Here is a 17,870-nt window from a genome sequence, read left to right as displayed (position 1 = left end):
CAGCGCCTAGCCCCTCGAGGTCATAAGCCAATCCGTCCAAAAGGTTAAAGAGCAACCTTTCAGCCGGCTCGTCTTATGCTTGTCGGGGCTAACCAAGGCGCTTGAGCTTTTGTTCCTATTCAATCAGAATTTACTGGAATAATTTCCAGCTTTACGGGTAATCATAAAATGGGAAATTCTTATCCATGAAAGGTGGTTTAGCCATGACAGATAATTGGTTAAAAGGCTTGGGACTTCAACTTGTAGAAGTTCTTACAATGGAGGGAGCCGCCGCCATGCTATTTTATTTCACGCTCTATTCTATGATTGGCTGGCTGCTGGAAAATAGTTATAACTACGTGACCAAACGAGAGTTTCTGAAGGAGAATTTTTTATTTGGTCCCTTTAAACCGATGTATGGGATTGCCCCCGTACTGTTGGTCTATTTCACTCCACCGGGATCACATTGGGCTTACATACTGTTTTTGTGTTTTCTAATCCCTACCTTGGTTGAGTATGCCAGTGGGGCACTGCTGCAAAAGCTATTCCAACGGCAATGGTGGGATTACTCCACTGCCCGATTCCAGCTGCACGGACATATCTGTCTGCCATTTTCCATCTGCTGGGGCTTTTTATCCCTCCTTTGTTTAAAATGGATTCACCCAGCCATGGCCTTGATGTATGGAGAGATTGAGCCGGTGTGGGCTTGGATCTGGTCAGCCGTCGGACTCTACTTTCTTGCCGACCTCGCACTCGCAGTCCGCAAACATACCCTCCAGGAAATCGTGGGTGCCTGACACCATTTTCAATATAAACACTCCTTCTATGCTGTAATGGAAGGAGTGTTTTCTTTTTGTACTCATAGATCCTCCCGATCGTGGGTATATTTTGATACATAAATCATATAATTTATAGTTCCTAACAAGTTTGGAAATAACGGCTTTCTCCAAGTGTGCACCATAGGGTTGATTTAGAGGGGAGGAAGAGGGATGTTAGACTTTTTTTTGTTTGAAGATCCATTCGTGTGGAATTTTGCCTTATTGGCTGGACTTATTGGCGGTTGTGCCTTCTATATCGTTCTATTACACATGTACACAGAAATCAAAATTTATGACAAGCAGCCATTGCTTTTCTTCCTCTCGTTAACCTTACTCTATCTGATGGTCGGCAGCCCTTTATCGAGCATCAATCATTTATCATTCAGTTTGCACATGATCCAAATGAGTTTGTTATTTTTTGTCATTCCGCCTCTGTTTTTATTAGGCATTCCAGAAGCCTCTCTTCTTATGATAAAACGACTAAACATCCCCTTCTTAGCTGCGTTAGTACCCTTTGCTGTCCTGTTTTTCTTCTATCATTTTCAATCCGTTCTAACCTATCTTTCCTTACATTCGTATATCCATAATAGTTATCTGCTCCTGCTAATGCTTTTATCCTTGCTGATTTGGCGGCCGATTGTAACGGAACAGAATAAACGATTCGCCTTCTTAAGCGGGATTGTCCTGCTGCCAGCTTGCAGCTTGCTTATTTTGAGCGGCCTTTTTGGGAGCGGGACAAATCCACTCCTAAGCGGAATGATGGCCAGTCTGTGCATAACACCATCTGCCCTAAGTTCACTTAGTAGTCTTCCGCCGCCTTTCAACACAAGGGCTGATTTAATCCTGGCTGGACTATTGATGATAATCATTCATAAATTCGCGCTCCTGCTAACCGTTCGGTTGAGAAATAAAGTCCTGGCGCGGGATTTAACAGGGAATGGCTGATGGCTATTCCTTATTTTTATGGGGATAGGCTTTCAGTCAAAGTACTCCAGCCCTGTACCGTGCGAAACGGGTGCTTCCGCATTTCCATGAAAAATAGATTAAAATTTAATGAAATCAAGTAAAATAAAGAAAAATAGTGCTAAATTGTAGATGAAGTAGTAGATAGAGTTTCTACCTTGATCTAAAGGGGGACTGATGATGCAGGAGAAGTTGCGAATTTTGGTTGTCGAGGATGAACGACATATCGCCAAAATCTTAAAAATAGAGCTCGAATATGAAGGCTATGAGGTAGTAGTTGCTTATGACGGGAAAGCCGGCTTGCAGTCTGCACTCGCCGAAAAACTAGATTTAATCCTATTAGATGTCATGCTTCCTGAGATGAATGGGATTGAAGTGTTAAGAAGGATCCGCAAAGAAAACAACCTTATCCCGATTATTTTATTAACGGCGAGAAACCTGACAATGGACAAGGTGACAGGTCTTGACCAAGGGGCCAACGATTATATAACTAAACCGTTTGAAATGGAGGAATTATTAGCGCGCGTGCGTTCCTGTTTAAGGCAGAATGCTTTAGCAGTTAAGGCTATGCAGCCAGAGGAATCGATCTTGTCGTTTCAAGATTTAACGGTAAATCCTGAAACACGGGAAGTGACCAGGGGAGATACCTCCATTTCCTTAACTCCGAAGGAATTTGATTTGCTCGTTTATTTGTTAGTGAATAAAAATAAAATTGTCACCAGAGAAAATATCCTCTTTCATGTCTGGGGTTATGAATATGAAGGAGAAACAAATGTCATTGATGTGTTTATCCGACATTTAAGAAAGAAAATCGAAGAAGGGTTCACCGACCCAACCATTATTCAAACAGTGAGGGGAATTGGCTATACCATAAAGGAGAATTAAGCAAATGAAGATAACAACCAAAATAAACATCATGACAACTGCTTGGATTCTCTGTGTTTTAGTGGCTGTGAATGCGGTTGTCTTTTTTTCATTTATGAAAATCACCATCAACATGGAAGATCAGGAGCTCTACCAAAGGGCTAATAGTCTGATTAAAGATATGAAACTGAACCCTTCCTCTGTCCTCATAAAAGAGCAATTAACACCGTATTTAACGGGCCATTCTTTTATTAGGCTGGTTCCACCCGGTTCAAAGGTGACCAATGAAGTAACCAATGATAAGCCTATGGCAGCCAAAATTAAGCCGAAATTCGTTAGAAAAAAAGAAGCAGAAAGAAAAACCATTATGCAAAAGAATGGTGAAGAGCAGATTCTGATTGTACGGATTCCCATCCATTCAAATGACGGCATGACTACAACACTGGAGATGGGAGAAAAATTATCCGGCCTCGAACTGGCAAAGGATGTATTACTCTCGATTCAAATCTCAAGTACCATTTTAGGAGCCTTATTGGCTTTGCTTGGCGGCAGGTGGTTATCCAATCTGATCATAAGGCCGATTTCTAATATGATTAACACAATGGAAGAAATCGAACAGAGCGGGATTCCTAAAAAAATTGTGATCCAGCACGAAACAAAGGATGAACTGCAAAAAATGGCGGTAACCTTCAATCAGATGATTGGCAGGTTAGAAGAAAATCTCGATAAACAACGACAATTTATTTCCGATGCTTCCCATGAATTAAAAACGCCCCTTACGGTTATTAAGAGTTTCGCTGACCATTTATTAAGGAGGGGAATCCGAAATGAGGGAGATGCATTGGACGCCATTGAAACGATTCATTCCGAAGCGACAAGGATTCAAAAAATGACTGAAAGATTTCTCGATTTAGCTGATACCGAATCAGGGAATCATTTGGAAACCAAGTCGCTGGATTTGGTGGCATTATGCCAAAACACCATCAAACAACTTAAAAGTGCTTATAAACGGGACATTGACCTGCACTTTGCAGCTCCCGCCATAATGGTTAAAGCGGATGAATTAAAGCTGAAACAAGCCATCATTATTTTAATCGATAATGCCATTAAATATAGTACTGACAAAATTGAAGTCTACCTAATAGTAAACGAACTTAATACGGTTATTAAGGTAAAAGATTACGGAATTGGGATTCCTGAATATGAAATTAAAAATATCTTTGAACGGTTTTACCGAGTGGACAAAGCGAGAAGCCGTGAAACCGGGGGAACTGGCCTGGGACTGGCCATTGCGAAGAATATCATGAAACAGCATCGCGGAGAAATTAAAATAAGCAGTACGGAAGGTGAAGGGACAGAAGCCGAATTATTTTTGCCGAAAAGCTGAGAAAGGACCAGCCATGAAACTTTTATTGATAGGCATTGTAATCATGATCGTGTTCTTACTAGTTTATGCGATCGTCCCAACGATCCTGATTCGCATGAATAGTTGGGGCATTTTAAAAAGGACGGAATCAGATGCGATTGCGATTACTTTTGATGATGGCCCCAATCCAATCTATACCCCACAGTTGTTAGACCTATTAAAGAAGTATAAGGTGAAAGCAACATTTTTTGTGGTGGGCAGTAAGGTAAAGCGATATCCGGAGATTATAAAACGGATGAGCGAGGAAGGACATACGATCGGCATTCATCATTTTCAGCATGTCTCAAGCTGGATCTGTACACCGTCTCGTTTAAAAAAGCAGCTCGAATTAACAGAGCAAGCGATAGCGGAATGTACAAAGGAAAAGGTGATTTTTTATCGGCCGCCCTGGGGCCATTTCAATCTTTTTAGCTTGTTGGTAAGCAAACATTATAAAAAAATAATGTGGTCGCATATTTTTGGAGATTGGAAGGTAGAGAAGGGCAAAAATGGTCTGCTGGAGGAACTCCGCGAAGCTGCAGAACCAGGTTCAATCCTCCTGCTTCATGACTGCGGGGAAACGCTGGGGGCGGACCCGGAAGCACCAGGTTACATGATTAAGAATCTAGAAATCTATTTAAGGGAAGCCATCGATCATGGAACAAAATTTATACCCTTAAAGGAATAATAAGAGGCTGTTTATGAATATAGAATCTATCCTACATTATATTAATCTATATGGTTATGCGGTTATCTTTATCTGTCTTTTTTTCGGAATCGTTGGGATTCCTGCTCCGGAGGAATCCCTGCTTTTTTTGATCGGGGTACTGTGTGGAAAGCACAAACTCTCCTTTGAATTTGGACTAGCAGCCTCCATTCTCGGCGTGTTTACCGGCATGCTGTCAGCCTACGCCTGCGGGAAATATCTTGGCTATCCCTTTATTAAAAAGTTTGGCAAGTATGTAGGGATTACCGATGAGCGGTGGCAAAAAGCGGTTAGGTTTTATTCGAAAAATGTGCAGAAAACGATCCTATTTGGATTTTATCTGCCAGGACTAAGGCAAATCAGTCCATACTTTGCCGGAATTACCGGAATTCCGTTTCGAAAATTTGGGCTGCTCTCCCTATTGGGTACACTAGCCTGGACGATTCCGGTGATGTCGGCAGGATTATTTACCGGGAAGGTCTTTTCAATTAATCCAGCTTATATTCCCTGTGCCGGAGCCATTTCATTTCTAGTATTCTTGAGCTTTATTTGGTTCCGTAACAAGCGGCGTGCCCGTTTAACCGAATAGTGACAAAACAAAAACTCGATGCGTCGAGTTTTTTTAATTCTTCCTGAAGGGTTGATTAAAAATCAATTAAAAACCGGGTTTTCCCAAAAATGAGTGGTACAGTAAATGAGACAAATTTACAAGCTTATCAAAATAGGAGCTGGTCAATAATGAAAAAAATCTTGTTCTTACCACTCTTACAAATGCAATCAGGTCATCATCAGGTAGCTGAGGCCTTAATGGACCTTCTAAAAAATCATTCCGGCCATCTAATCTTAAAGAAGGTCGACTTATTAAGTTATACCAATAAATCATTAGAAAAAATGATAACCAATGGCTATCTGAATTGGATCCGCTATGCACCTGAAACCTATAATCTGGCCTATAAGAGTTTTTTTTACATGCCGGGTACGAAAAAGCAGTCCTTTAATTGGTACCAGCCTTTATTTTTAAAGAAAATGGAACAATTGCTGCTGGAGGAAAAACCAGATCTGCTTGTTTGTACCCATGGGTTTCCTTCCCGCTTGCTTAACATCTTAAAGAAAAAAGGTAAATGTGATATTCCGGTTATTAATGTATACACCGACTTTTTTGTAAATAGTGTTTGGGGAAAAGAGGGAATGGATGCCCATTTTGTTCCGAGTCAACAGGTTAAAGAAATGCTGGTTGAGCGGTTTCACATTCCGAAGCACCGAATAATGGTTACCGGTATTCCTGTTCATGAGGAGATTACAAAGAGCTCTAAGACCTACCAACCGCCTCAAGCGCGTCCAAAACTATTAATTGCCGGCGGAAATAGCGGCCTAGGCGGAATGGGCAAGCTTCTAGAAGAGTTGAAAAATTCGAGCGGGTTGGACTTTTTCGTTTTATGCGGCAAGAATAAAAAATTGTATGAGGAGATTCGTTCCTGGCAGCTTGAGCATATTACTCCATTGCCATACCTTTCCTCAAGGTCAGCCATGAATCAGCTTTATGAAGAGGTTGATGCGATTATGACAAAGCCTGGCGGCGTGACAGTTAGTGAAGCATTGCACAAAAAATTGCCGATCTTTGTTCATTCCATGCTGCCAGGTCAAGAAAAAATCAACTTGCGTTTTTTAAAAGAACACAAGCTGGCCTTTGTCCTTGACCAGAGCCGTTCAATCGAACAGCAATTATTAATGGTGCTGCATAACAGGCAGCAAATGAAAGAATGGGAAAAAGCGATTGATTCCTATCAACAAGGAATGGAACTGACTAGCAAAGAAACACTCATCGAAACGATTCTCGATGCAGTAAACCAACAACCAAAAAACGTGCTGGCGGGAGCGGTTATGTCATCTGCCGTTCTGCACGCTAGCGGCGCACAATAATGAATTAGGGAGGATCAAGTAGATGTCACATTTAGATTATAGTGTCTTTCAAATGATCAATCATCTGGCGGTAAGTGATCGCTTTTTAAACCCATTGATGATTTTTTTAGCTGAAAAAGCACAGTATTTATTCTTTGCCGCGATTATTTTTTATTGGTTTTATCCCAAAGCCACTAATCGTAAAATGGTCGTGGAAGCCGTCCTGGCTGCCTGTGTAGCCCTTAGTATCAACGGCGCGATTGGCCACTTTTTTTACCGAGCCCGGCCATTTGTCACTCATCATGTCAACTTTTTAATTTCACATGCGAACAACGCTTCGTTCCCAAGTGACCATGCGACTGCCGCATTTGTGATTGCCACAGCCATTTGGATTTGGATTAAGCGGGATGGCTGGATTTGGCTGGTTTTAGCAGCTGGAATTGCCTTGGCCCGCGTGTGGACAGGTGTTCATTATCCGCTGGATGTGACGGCGGGAATGGTGATCGGAGTTAGCATTGCGTTTGTGGTCCATTATCTATTTATCCGGTTTGAAAAATTAAACAACGTTAGGGAAGCCATCATTGGGGTATATGAGAGTGTGGAAGGGAAAATCCTCAAAAAAACAATTATGCTTAGAAAAAGATAGGCATTAGGGGGTAAAGTTTTCTTAGCCATGAAAAAGCTTTGCAGAAATATAAAGTCAATACTGGATTCAGAAAACAAGTCGATTATACTTGCCATCTGCCTCATCCTTTTGTATGTGTCGCCACTGTTTATCTTAGGTGAAAATGCTCATATAAGGGTCCATGACAACTTGGACTCAAATATAGCGTGGTACAAAGTCCTGAAAAATAGTGGTCTGTTATTCGGTGGAATTAATTCAGTCATTCCACAAGTCATCAATGGTCTGCCGCGGAATACATTCGGAACGGAATTCAGCGGAATTGAGTGGCTTCATCATCTCTTTCCTTCCATGCTTGCCTATGCCTTAAGTCAAACCATTACAAGGCTCTTTGCTTTTCTTGGTATGTATTTATTGCTGAAGCGGCACTTTGTGAAAAAAGATGAGGCCTACCCCATTCGTGTTTGGGTATCGCTTGCGTTTGCCTTAACCCCCTTCTGGCCCTCAGGTATGTTAAGTACACTGGGAATGCCGCTTGCCCTGTGGGCGTTTATGAATATCAGGGAAGGACGCTATTCCTGGAAAGAATGGCTGACACTGATTTTGCTGCCTCTGTATTCCAGCTTTGTGTTAGGTTTTTTCTTCTTTTTATTTGCCATGGGGCTCCTTTGGCTGAGAGACCTGATTGTCAAGCGGAAACGGAACGGGGTGTTCTTTAACAGTATTGTGTTAATGACGGTTGTTTACCTATTAATAGAGTACCGGCTCGTCTATTCCTTAGTATTCCCGGAAGCACCAACGAGCCGAAATGAGTTTGTCAGCTCAACACTGGGCTTTTGGCATACGATTCGGCTTGCATGTAAAAATTACTTCCTTGGTCATACCCATGTATTAACCCTGCATACGCTGGTGATTGTGCCGCTGTCCTTCCTTGTCATCGGTATGCTTTGGAAAAAGAAGGACCGAAACGAAACAGACAAACGATATCTGTACTTATTTGTTATTAATATTCTCCTTTCTGTCTGGTATGCCTTTTGGTTCAATAAAGGGTGGCAGCCCCTCAAAGATAGGGTCTCATTATTAAATACCTTTAATTTTGCCCGGTTCCATTTCTTAAGACCGTTAATCATTTATCTAATGTTTGCGGTCGGTGCGTTTATTTTGTGGCAAAAAGGCAAGCGGTGGAAGACGCTCGTAAATATATGCCTGATGGTTCAACTGCTTGTCTTATTCTGTGCAAACGACGAAATTGTCTATCGTGTCGCTGGAAAGCCATCCGTGCAACAGTTTTATGCGACTGAGCAGTTTAAAGAAATTTCCGATTATATTGGAAAGCCAAAGAGCAGCTACCGGGTTGCAAGTATTGGAATTCACCCAGCAATCGCTCAGTATAATGGCTTTTATACGTTGGATACGTACAATAACTTTTATCCGTTAACGTACAAACATGAATTTAGAAAAATTATTGCCGGAGAGCTGGACAAGAGCCCGACATTAAAGAAATACTTTGATCAGTGGGGCGGCAGGTGTTATCTATTTGTCGCTGAACTAGGGAAACACTATGAATTTAAAAAAGATTCGAAAGTGAAAATACATCATTTGCAGCTAAATACCGACGTTTTTAAACAAATGGGCGGAGAGTATATTTTTTCGGCGGTGCCGATTATGAATGCCAATGAAAATAATCTCGAACTTCAAAAGACCTTCATTCAAAAGGATTCAGCCTGGAAAATTTATCTTTACCGCGTAAAGTAAGGAGGAAAATTTCAGATGAATAAACCAATCTTAACGATTGTTGTTCCATGTTATAACGAAGAAGCCGTACTGAATGAAACGATTTTACAATTGACGAAAATAATGGAACATTTAATCGAGGATTCACTTGTTTCTAAGAATAGTAAGCTGTTATTTGTCGATGATGGCAGTAAGGATCAAACCTGGAATATGATTGAAAGCGAGTGCGAGAAAAATAGTTTCGTTACAGGGCTGAAGTTAGCAGGCAATGTCGGTCATCAGAACGCCCTCATTGCTGGGCTTGAAACAGCAAATCAATACTCCGATTGCGTGATTTCGATTGATGCGGACCTGCAGGATGATATAAATGTTATTCCGACCTTTGTAGAGAAATATTGGGAAGGGATCGATATTGTTTATGGAGTGAGAGACAGCCGTGAGACCGATACCTTCTTTAAGCGGAACACAGCCTTGTTCTTTTACCGTTTTATGGAGCGGATCGGAATTAAACTAGTCCCGAATCATGCCGACTTCCGGCTGATGAGCAAACGGGCGTTGGACGAGCTGTTGAAATATAAGGAGACCAATTTGTTTTTACGAGGTCTGGTGCCCCTTATAGGATTTACCTCTGCGAAAGTTTATTATGATCGTAAGGAAAGGCTTGCCGGCGAATCGAAATACCCGTTGAAAAAAATGCTTGCCTTCGCTTTTGATGGCATGACTTCCTTCAGTGTCACGCCCATCCGCTTTGTCACCTTTTTAGGTTTTCTCGCTGTGCTCATTAGTGCATTGGTTGGCGGTTATGCCATTGTTCAAGAAATCTTGGGGCATACAGAGTCTGGCTGGACCTCGTTAGTGATCTCGATTTGGTTCGTTGGCGGATTGCAATTAATGGGTATTGGCATAATTGGTGAATATATCGGTAAGATTTATCGGGAAGTGAAACAGCGCCCAAGGTATGCGATTGAAGTGGACCGTTTTATATCACAGGTTAAGGAGAAAGAGCGAGAACTTGTGTTAAAGTAGTTACTGGAGGGACCCGTTTTGGGTTCTTTTTTTTATGCTCGTTTTTCTTACAATCTTTTTTTAAAAATTTAAAATATGTTTGACATTCAAACACTCATTTGAATATCATATAATCAAACGAATATTTGAATGAAGAAGGTGACGATGTTGAAAGAGCAGGATGTTTGCGAGGTTACCTGTGTCGACAGCGAGAAGACAACTCGGGTCAAGCAGCAAATCACGAATGGGAATATCGTTGATGTGACCAAGCTTTTTAAAGCTTTATCTGACGAAACACGTTTGAAAGTCGCCTATGCCTTAACACTGGAAGAAGAACTGTGTGTTTGTGATGTTGCCCATATTGTCGGCGCCACCACCGCAACCGCTTCCCACCATTTACGTCACCTCAAGGGCCTTGGTCTAGCGAAATACCGTAAAGAAGGTAAGTTAGTCTATTATTCCCTTGATGATGAACATGTTAAACAATTAATCCATATTGCGATTGAGCACCAGAGGGAGGTGACCGGCCGTGAGTGAAGCATCGACAGAAAAACAAGTCTATCGAGTCCAAGGCTTTTCCTGAACTAGCTGCGCCGCCAAGTTCGAAAAGAACGTACAGCACCTGGATGGTGTTGTTGATGCTAAAGTTAATTTCGGTGCTTCCAAGCTCACAGTCTATGGAAACACCAGCATTGAAGAACTGCATAAAGCAGGTGCTTTTGAAAAATTAATCCTTGTCCCGGAAAAAGAAAAACAAACGATGATTCCAAGGGAACCTTTCTGGAAGCGATACTCGCTGTTGGGATTATCACTGTTATTTCTACTGGCAGGCTATATTTTCTCAGAAACCCTGCTCTTTGCCGCTGCTATCGTAATCGGTGGATATCCTTTATTCAAAACGGGTATTAAAAACCTAATCCGCTTTGATTTTGATATGAAAACCTTGATGACAATCGCTATCATCGGTGCTGCCATCATTGGTGAATGGCGGGAGGGGGCAGTCGTTGTTATCCTATTTGCCATTAGTGAGGTCCTAGAGGGCTATTCTATGGACAAAGCGAGAAATTCCATTCGTTCGCTGATGGAGCATGCTCCGGCAGAAGCACTTGTCGTTCGCAATGGGAAAGAACTCCTTTTAAAAGCAGAAGATGTTGAAATCGGCGATATCATGCTCGTGAAACCAGGACAAATGATCGCAATGGATGGGGTGATTATCGAGGGAACATCCACGATCAATCAAGCTGCGATCACTGGTGAATCAGTGCCGGTTGAAAGAGGAATTGAAGATGAGGTATTCGCCGGGACTTTAAATGAAGCAGGCTTTTTAAAAATAAGAGTAAGCAAACTGGTGGATGATACAACGATTGCGAAAATCATTCACTTAGTCGAAGAAGCACAGGCCGAAAAAGCTCCCTCGCAGCAATTTGTGGACCGTTTCGCCAAGTATTATACCCCTGTCATTATCCTTGTGGCCGCTCTTGTGGCTGTTATGCCGCCGTTGTTCTTCGATGCAGGCTGGCAAGAGTGGATTTATCAAGGGCTTGCTGTATTAGTGGTTGGCTGTCCGTGTGCCCTCGTCATTTCAACGCCTGTTTCGATTGTTACCGCAATTGGCAACGGTGCACGAAATGGCGTGCTCATCAAAGGCGGGAGTTTTTTAGAGGAAGCTGGGGCCTTGAAGGCGATCGCGTTTGATAAGACTGGAACACTAACAAAAGGGGTTCCAGTAGTGACGGATTTCGTGAACTTCACATATGATGAACAACTCTTAGGAGTTGTGGCCGCACTGGAAAGTAAATCACAGCACCCACTTGCTTCCGCTGTCATGAAAAAAGCCTCTCACCTTCCGCAGAACTATCTGGTCGAGGATTTCTTGTCCATTCCAGGAAAAGGAATAAAAGGGGTTGTAGAGGGAACGGAATATCGTGTGGGCAACAGGAAGTTATTCGAGGAAGTGCCGGAAGCGGTTTTGGCTAAAATCTCGCTGCTGCAAAGTCAAGGAAAGACGGTTATGATTGCCGGAACTAATCGTGAGATTCTCGGACTGATTGCTGTAGCCGATGAGGTCCGTGATAGCAGCAGCCTTGTCATTGACCGCCTTAAACAGCTGGGGATTGAGCAGACGATTTTACTGACAGGAGATAACCAAGTCACAGCGGAAGCGATTGGCCGTGAGGCGGGTGTTAATCGAGTGGAATCAGAGTTGCTGCCAGAAGATAAATTAACGTTTATCAAACACTTAAAAGCTCAGTACGGAAGGGTCGCGATGGTTGGCGACGGTGTGAATGATGCGCCGGCCCTGGCTGCTGCAACCGTCGGAATTGCGATGGGCGGGGCGGGAACTGACACAGCCCTCGAGACGGCTGACATTGCTTTAATGAACGATGATTTAACGAAACTCCCGTTCACCATCAAGTTGAGCCGAAAAACGCTGCAAATTATCAAGCAGAATATCACGTTATCAATCGTTGTTAAATTGCTGGCTCTCCTCTTAGTAGTGCCTGGCTGGCTGACCTTGTGGATTGCTATCTTTGCCGATATGGGTGTGACCTTGCTCGTCACGCTAAATGGGTTGAGGCTATTAAGAGTGAAAGAATAGTGGAATTATATGCTTTTGTTTGCAACAAAATGTATTGAAAAATATCGAATAGAAAAAACTATCCTTAATCGGAATATTTTCGTTTTAGAAAGAGAAATAGAGCCACTTTACCTTAAGAGCTCTGGGGGGATAAACATGGGTCATCATCACCATCATCATGGACATTCACACGGCCACGGCCATCATCATCATGAGCCGGCAAATTATGGGTTTGCTTTTGGCATAGGAATCACGTTAAACGTGATCTTTATCATAATAGAAGTTATTTTTGGACTATTGGGAGACTCACTAGCGTTACTAGCCGATGCCGGACATAATTTAAGTGATGTGTTAGGACTGGTTATTGCGTGGATTGCTGTTTGGCTGGGGAAAAAAGCACCTACAAGCAAGCGGACGTATGGGTTTAAGAAAAGCTCCATTCTTGCTGCTCTTTTTAATGCCGTGTTTCTCCTTGTAGCGATTGGCGCCATTGCCTGGGAGGCCGTTCAGAGGTTCTCGGCTCCTGCACCGGTTGCTGGAAAAACGGTCATCATTGTGGCACTGATTGGTATTGTCATTAATTCCTTAACGGCCTTCCTATTTATGTCTGGCAGGAAACATGATTTGAATATTCGCGGAGCATACTTACACATGGTGGCAGACGCGGTGGTTTCATTAGGGGTTGTCGTATCAGGTTTCATTATGCTTTGGTCTGGCTGGCAATGGCTCGACCCTCTTGTAAGTTTAGTGATTGCGGTCGTGATCTTTATTGGTACCTGGGGATTATTAAGTGAATCACTCAATTTATCTTTAGATGCCGTTCCGGATGGGATTGATACGGAAAAGATAAAAAATTATTTAACCCATTTACCTACTGTTGTCGAGGTACATGATCTACATGTTTGGGGAATGAGTACCACTGAGCCGGCGTTGACCGTCCACCTAGTCCGGTCGGATATAACCGATAATGATCAATTGTTACAACGGTTAAATAAAGAATTACATGATGAATTTGGGATCGAACATACCACGATTCAAATCGAAAAAGGAACCTTTGCTTGTTCACAAGCGCCAATGGATTCCATTTAAACGATACAATCGAAGGAAGGTGCCCCAAAAGTAGGGCACCTTCTTTTTTATACATTAAAGTAGTCTGTTGATTTCCGCTCAAGGTGCTTCGCCTATATTTTGCTCGTTAACACCTGACATATTTGCGTTTGAAACCAAGCTTTCCTCGATCTATTTCTTTTTGGATACTATCGGAAGCAAGCAGAATACTGCTTTTTTTCTTGTCCCGCTTGATTTCAACTGGTCCTACTCTCTTTGCGGTTTCCACCGCCTTATCATGGAGCGGCAAATAGGAAATCCCGACTGTGTAAATAAAATTATTCATAGCGGATTTTGTCCGATCAGGAGAATTGTGTATCGTATTTTCTACCTGGTCCAGCATACTGGCCAGCTTGCTTGTACTAAATTCGCTGTCAGGGCGGTTACCCAAAAGCCAGCAGTAGCAGCTCCAGCCGCCCGACATCCTAAGTTCTTCCCCGCTTGCGATCCATTTATCGGCTACAGCTTGCGCAATATTGGTTTCAGCCAAAGTTACGGCAACTACATAATCAGACAGCATATAAAAATACGCCGCATCGATCCAACGCTCAAAATCCTCCTCCGTCATCGCCAATGGGTCCGCAATGATGCCGGCAAAATACATGGCATCATAGTTTCCAGTGGCATAAAGCTGCTCGGCTAACGGTTGATTTTTCTTGATTTTCTTTGCGATTGGCTTCATTGCGCCTGTAGCCACCCCAAAAAGCGGCTCGTGTGCACCGTTGCCTAAATAAGTCTTTTTCAGGCGTTCCTTGCCGAGCGCCTCCAGTTCCTGCATAACATTTTCGAAATCCATCGTTTATCACTCCGTTCCTTTATAAACATAACATTTTTTCTAACCATCTAGCTTATAAAGCTCCAAGTAGTTATATACGAAGAATAAACATCAGCAATGCAGAAATAATGGCGAGTATACTACTCACACCAAAAGCGGTAAAAGCCCCAAAAGATTGCCACAAAAAACCTGCCATTACGCTTGCGGGCAAGGCAGCAATACCTGTTAAAGCATTAAATGTACCCATTGCCATCCCTCGTTGTCCTTCAGGTACCATATCGGCGACATATGCCTTTTGAATCCCTTCCGTAGTGGCATAGTACAACCCATAAATAAAGAATAAGATCCAAATCCCCATGACCGTATGGACCAGACCAAATCCGAGATAAATGAGTGCAAACATGATATAACCTGTGATTAAAACGGGTCGGCGGCCAATTCGGTCAGAGATGATCCCAAATGGAGTAGAAAAAATACTTGTGATGATGTTGTAAGCAAAATAAGTCAGTGGGATATATTCGGCAGCCATACCAACATCTTTTGCCCGCAAGATCAGGAATGCATCAGAGAAGTTTCCTATAGTAAAGAGTGTAGTGATAAGTGTGAACCAAACAAACCGTGAATTAAGCCCCTTGAAGCTAATCTCTGGTAACACTTTTACATTACCTGGTGTTTTTAGTGGGTTCCGTTTCTCTTTTAAGAAGAAGATGAGGAGCAGCGTTGCTATTAATCCAGGGATGGCAGATATCCAAAATACGGCCTGATAGCTTCCATTCCATAGAGTAAGGATTAAGTAGGTGACAAAAGGTCCAAGAGCTGCCCCCAGTGTATCCATTGACCGTCTAAAACCAAAGGCTTTTCCACGCTCTTCTTTTGTTGTGGTATCAGCAAGGATGGCATCTCGTGGGGATGTACGGATTCCTTTACCAAAACGGTCGGCAAACCGAATAAAGAGAACTTGACCCCAGGTTGACGATAAGGCAAAAAAAGGTTTTATCAGATTGGATAGTCCATAACCGCCAACCATTAACCATTTTCTTTTCCCAAATCGGTCCGAAATCCACCCAGAAAAAAACTTTAAAATACTTGCCGTGCTTTCAGCAATTCCCTCAATAATTCCCAGGGTCCCAACTTGGACATGTAATACGGAAGTTAAATAAAGTGGAAGGATTGGTACAATCATTTGACTCGAAAGGTCTGTCAAAAGACTCACCATTCCAAGGACAAAAATCACTGAACTTAATCCGAAAAATTGTTTTTTCGATTGTTTTTCAGTCTCCATAATTCACCTCTATTCACCATATTAAAAATTTTAAAATATTAAACTTCACTATCTCTATTGCTAATGGGTAAAAATAGTTCTACTGTAGTTCCTGATCCTTCTTTGCTGTTTATTTTAATTTCACCTTTATGTAGTTTAATAATACTTTTGGCAATGTGCAGACCCAATCCAGAACCTCCAGTTTCCCTGCTTCTTGCTTTATCCACTCGGTAAAACCGCTCGAAAATATTCTCAATTTCTTTCTGGGGAATTCCAATACCATAATCTTTTATCTGGATTTTCGCATGTTGTGAATCCCTGTTTATAAAGACCTCTATTTGTTCATTGCTATATTTAATGGCATTATCAAGCAAAATGATAATTACCTGCTTGATCTTTAATTCATCCGCATAAATGGTGATTGGATTTTCCTCAAAACGCAGGGTGATTTCTCTTTTATAGACATCTTTGAGCTGTTTTAGAATACTTTCAGATAAAGATACCAAATCTACATTATGTATTTCTAAAACATTTTCTTGCTCTAAGTTAGCTAGGTCTAAAAATGTTTCAGTCATCTTTTGAATTCTGGTTGCTTCTGAATGAATGGCATGGATAGCCTCGTCAGCCATTTCTTTATTTTCTAATCCGTGCCTTCTTAAGAGATTTGCATAGCTTTTAATCACAGTTAATGGTGTCTTTAATTCATGTGATGCGTCAGACACAAACTGTGATTGCCTCGCCATACTTTCTTGGATCCTTTCTATCATCCGATTAAATGTACTCGCCATTGTTTGGAGTTCATCTCTTGTCTCATTTTGAATGCTGATCTTTTTAGGAACACCGCTCTTTTCAATTTCTTCCATGGTTTTGATCATAGTTGAAATGGGTCGCATAATCATATTAGCTAACCATCTGCCTCCAAGTAAGGATAATATCGTTGCTAATATGGTGCAAAATACCAAAATCGCGCGAAGAATTTCCTTTCTCGTTTCTAGACCTGATAACCGTTCTCCCATTTCTAAGCTCCGATTATTAATTGGAACACGAACAATCAATACTTGTTCTTCCCCGTTTTCCGCAGAGATCAGACGAGTTTGAGCTTGTTTTGTCTTCGTGTATTTTCCTTTTATTTTTTTTAGGAGTTTTTGATCATTGGCTACTTCATGAAGCACCTTGCTGTTCGGTTGTATGATTCGAATATAGGAATGGTCGGTTAAATACTCTTTTAATTTTGCCTCAACATTCTTAGAGGATAGGTTTGTATCGATACCTTTTACAATATCTTCAGCCTTTTGAAAAAGGACATTCTCTTCCATATTGACGGTTGTTTTCATAAATGAAAAATAGACCACGAAATTAATGAGCATTAATATGCAAAGCATCCAGACAGTTGTTAAGAGGTTAATTTTTGTAGTGATTTTCATCCGCTTTCTCCTTTATGGTAAAACCAATCCCTCTAACGGTTGTAATTAAATGGGAAGAAAAACCTTCATCCATTTTTTTTCTAAGGTGTGTTATAAAGACATCGATGACGTTGGTTTCGCCCTCAAATTCATATCCCCAAACGTTAATGATGATGCTCTCCCGTGTCACTACCTTATTTTTATTCATTACTAAATAAACCAAGAAGTCGTATTCCTTCGGTGTTAACGAAATTTCTTTTCCATTCCTTTCTACTTCTCTGGTATCCGTGTTTATGATCAGGTCCTCTACTGTCAATAAGGGTGATTCTTGCTTTTGGGCTTCCAGTTTATTAGGATAATTGCGTATACAGGCGCGAATACGCGCTAATAATTCTTCAATTTCAAAAGGTTTTGTTACATAATCATTAGCTCCCTGATCTAATCCGGCTACTTTATCAAATGTTGTATTTCGTGCGGTTAGTAAAATAACAGGAAGATTACTATTCTCCTTTCTCAATCTCCTTAGGACCTCAATTCCACTTAATCCTGGCAGCATTACATCCAATAAAATTAAGTCGATTCCAGGCTGCAAGGCGGCTTCTAAGCCTGCTTTACCGTCATGCTCGACTGTGACTTGATAGCCCTCATACTCCAATTCCACTTTTAAGACACGTGCAATCTGAGTTTCATCCTCGATTACAAGAATATGTGTTTTCAACTACACTCATCCCTTCTTAACAATCTCCTTACA

17 protein-coding genes are annotated in these 17,870 nt (G+C 41.7%); 13 read left to right on the top strand and 4 right to left on the bottom strand.

What is annotated here, in order from left to right:
• Window positions 1-203: 203 nt before the first annotated feature.
• From L1999_RS25810 to L1999_RS25750, 13 genes are all read left to right on the top strand, one after another.
• The gene (locus tag L1999_RS25810) at window positions 204-776 is read left to right on the top strand and encodes a putative ABC transporter permease (protein ID WP_235741132.1); all 573 of its coding nucleotides are present in this window, start codon (window positions 204-206) and stop codon (window positions 774-776) included.
• A 192-nt stretch (window positions 777-968) separates the two neighbouring features.
• On the top strand, window positions 969-1,742 hold the full coding sequence (locus L1999_RS25805) for a cytochrome c oxidase assembly protein (RefSeq protein WP_235741131.1): 774 nt from the start codon (window positions 969-971) through the stop codon (window positions 1,740-1,742).
• 195 nt (window positions 1,743-1,937) lie between these two features.
• Entirely contained in the window at window positions 1,938-2,645 is a 708-nt protein-coding gene (locus L1999_RS25800) for a response regulator transcription factor (protein ID WP_430539993.1), read from the top strand.
• Window positions 2,646-2,649: 4 nt separating this feature from the next.
• Window positions 2,650-4,011, top strand: a complete 1,362-nt coding sequence (locus tag L1999_RS25795) for a sensor histidine kinase (RefSeq protein ID WP_235741130.1) — start codon at window positions 2,650-2,652, stop codon at window positions 4,009-4,011.
• A 13-nt stretch (window positions 4,012-4,024) separates the two neighbouring features.
• The gene (locus L1999_RS25790) at window positions 4,025-4,717 is read left to right on the top strand and encodes a polysaccharide deacetylase family protein (RefSeq protein WP_235741129.1); all 693 of its coding nucleotides are present in this window, start codon (window positions 4,025-4,027) and stop codon (window positions 4,715-4,717) included.
• A gap of 13 nt (window positions 4,718-4,730) precedes the next feature.
• The gene (locus tag L1999_RS25785) at window positions 4,731-5,324 is read left to right on the top strand and encodes a DedA family protein (protein ID WP_235741128.1); all 594 of its coding nucleotides are present in this window, start codon (window positions 4,731-4,733) and stop codon (window positions 5,322-5,324) included.
• Window positions 5,325-5,473: 149 nt separating this feature from the next.
• Window positions 5,474-6,655, top strand: coding sequence for an MGDG synthase family glycosyltransferase (locus L1999_RS25780; protein ID WP_235741127.1), 1,182 nt, complete (start codon window positions 5,474-5,476; stop codon window positions 6,653-6,655).
• 22 nt (window positions 6,656-6,677) lie between these two features.
• Entirely contained in the window at window positions 6,678-7,280 is a 603-nt protein-coding gene (locus L1999_RS25775) for an undecaprenyl-diphosphatase (protein WP_235741126.1), read from the top strand.
• A 27-nt stretch (window positions 7,281-7,307) separates the two neighbouring features.
• Window positions 7,308-9,011: a DUF6044 family protein gene (locus L1999_RS25770; protein ID WP_235741125.1), complete on the top strand. Its 1,704-nt coding sequence runs from the start codon at window positions 7,308-7,310 to the stop codon at window positions 9,009-9,011.
• A 15-nt stretch (window positions 9,012-9,026) separates the two neighbouring features.
• Window positions 9,027-10,016 (top strand): glycosyltransferase family 2 protein, encoded by a 990-nt coding sequence (locus L1999_RS25765; RefSeq protein ID WP_235741124.1) that lies wholly within the window; start codon window positions 9,027-9,029, stop codon window positions 10,014-10,016.
• Window positions 10,017-10,163: 147 nt separating this feature from the next.
• Window positions 10,164-10,532 carry an ArsR/SmtB family transcription factor gene (locus L1999_RS25760; RefSeq protein WP_275677736.1) on the top strand — a complete coding sequence of 123 codons (369 nt, stop codon included), beginning with the start codon at window positions 10,164-10,166 and terminating at the stop codon, window positions 10,530-10,532.
• Window positions 10,525-12,594, top strand: a complete 2,070-nt coding sequence (locus L1999_RS25755; RefSeq protein WP_235741122.1) for a heavy metal translocating P-type ATPase — start codon at window positions 10,525-10,527, stop codon at window positions 12,592-12,594. The genes L1999_RS25760 and L1999_RS25755 overlap by 8 nt, the downstream gene beginning before the upstream one ends.
• A gap of 135 nt (window positions 12,595-12,729) precedes the next feature.
• Window positions 12,730-13,662: a cation diffusion facilitator family transporter gene (locus tag L1999_RS25750; protein WP_235741121.1), complete on the top strand. Its 933-nt coding sequence runs from the start codon at window positions 12,730-12,732 to the stop codon at window positions 13,660-13,662.
• Between the two features lie 106 nt (window positions 13,663-13,768).
• On the opposite strand, the gene L1999_RS25745 is transcribed toward L1999_RS25750, so the two are convergent.
• The 4 genes from L1999_RS25745 to L1999_RS25730 all read right to left on the bottom strand — a co-directional run bounded on the left by L1999_RS25745 (window position 13,769) and on the right by L1999_RS25730 (window position 17,837).
• Complete coding sequence (locus L1999_RS25745) at window positions 13,769-14,476, bottom strand: DNA alkylation repair protein (RefSeq protein ID WP_235741120.1); 708 nt, start codon at window positions 14,474-14,476, stop codon at window positions 13,769-13,771.
• Window positions 14,477-14,546: 70 nt separating this feature from the next.
• Window positions 14,547-15,737, bottom strand: coding sequence for an MFS transporter (locus L1999_RS25740; protein WP_235741119.1), 1,191 nt, complete (start codon window positions 15,735-15,737; stop codon window positions 14,547-14,549).
• A gap of 38 nt (window positions 15,738-15,775) precedes the next feature.
• Window positions 15,776-17,140, bottom strand: a complete 1,365-nt coding sequence (locus L1999_RS25735; RefSeq protein WP_235741118.1) for a sensor histidine kinase — start codon at window positions 17,138-17,140, stop codon at window positions 15,776-15,778.
• A complete protein-coding gene (locus tag L1999_RS25730) occupies window positions 17,118-17,837 on the bottom strand; it encodes a response regulator transcription factor (RefSeq protein ID WP_235741117.1) in 720 nt (239 codons plus the stop codon). The genes L1999_RS25735 and L1999_RS25730 overlap by 23 nt, the downstream gene beginning before the upstream one ends.
• Window positions 17,838-17,870: the final 33 nt, after the last annotated feature.

It is taken from the genome of Neobacillus drentensis (genome assembly GCF_021560175.1).
Classification (GTDB): domain Bacteria; phylum Bacillota; class Bacilli; order Bacillales; family Cytobacillaceae; genus Neobacillus; species Neobacillus drentensis_A.
Note: the sequence above shows the minus strand (reverse complement) of the source record. Positions and strands in the feature narration are given on the sequence as shown.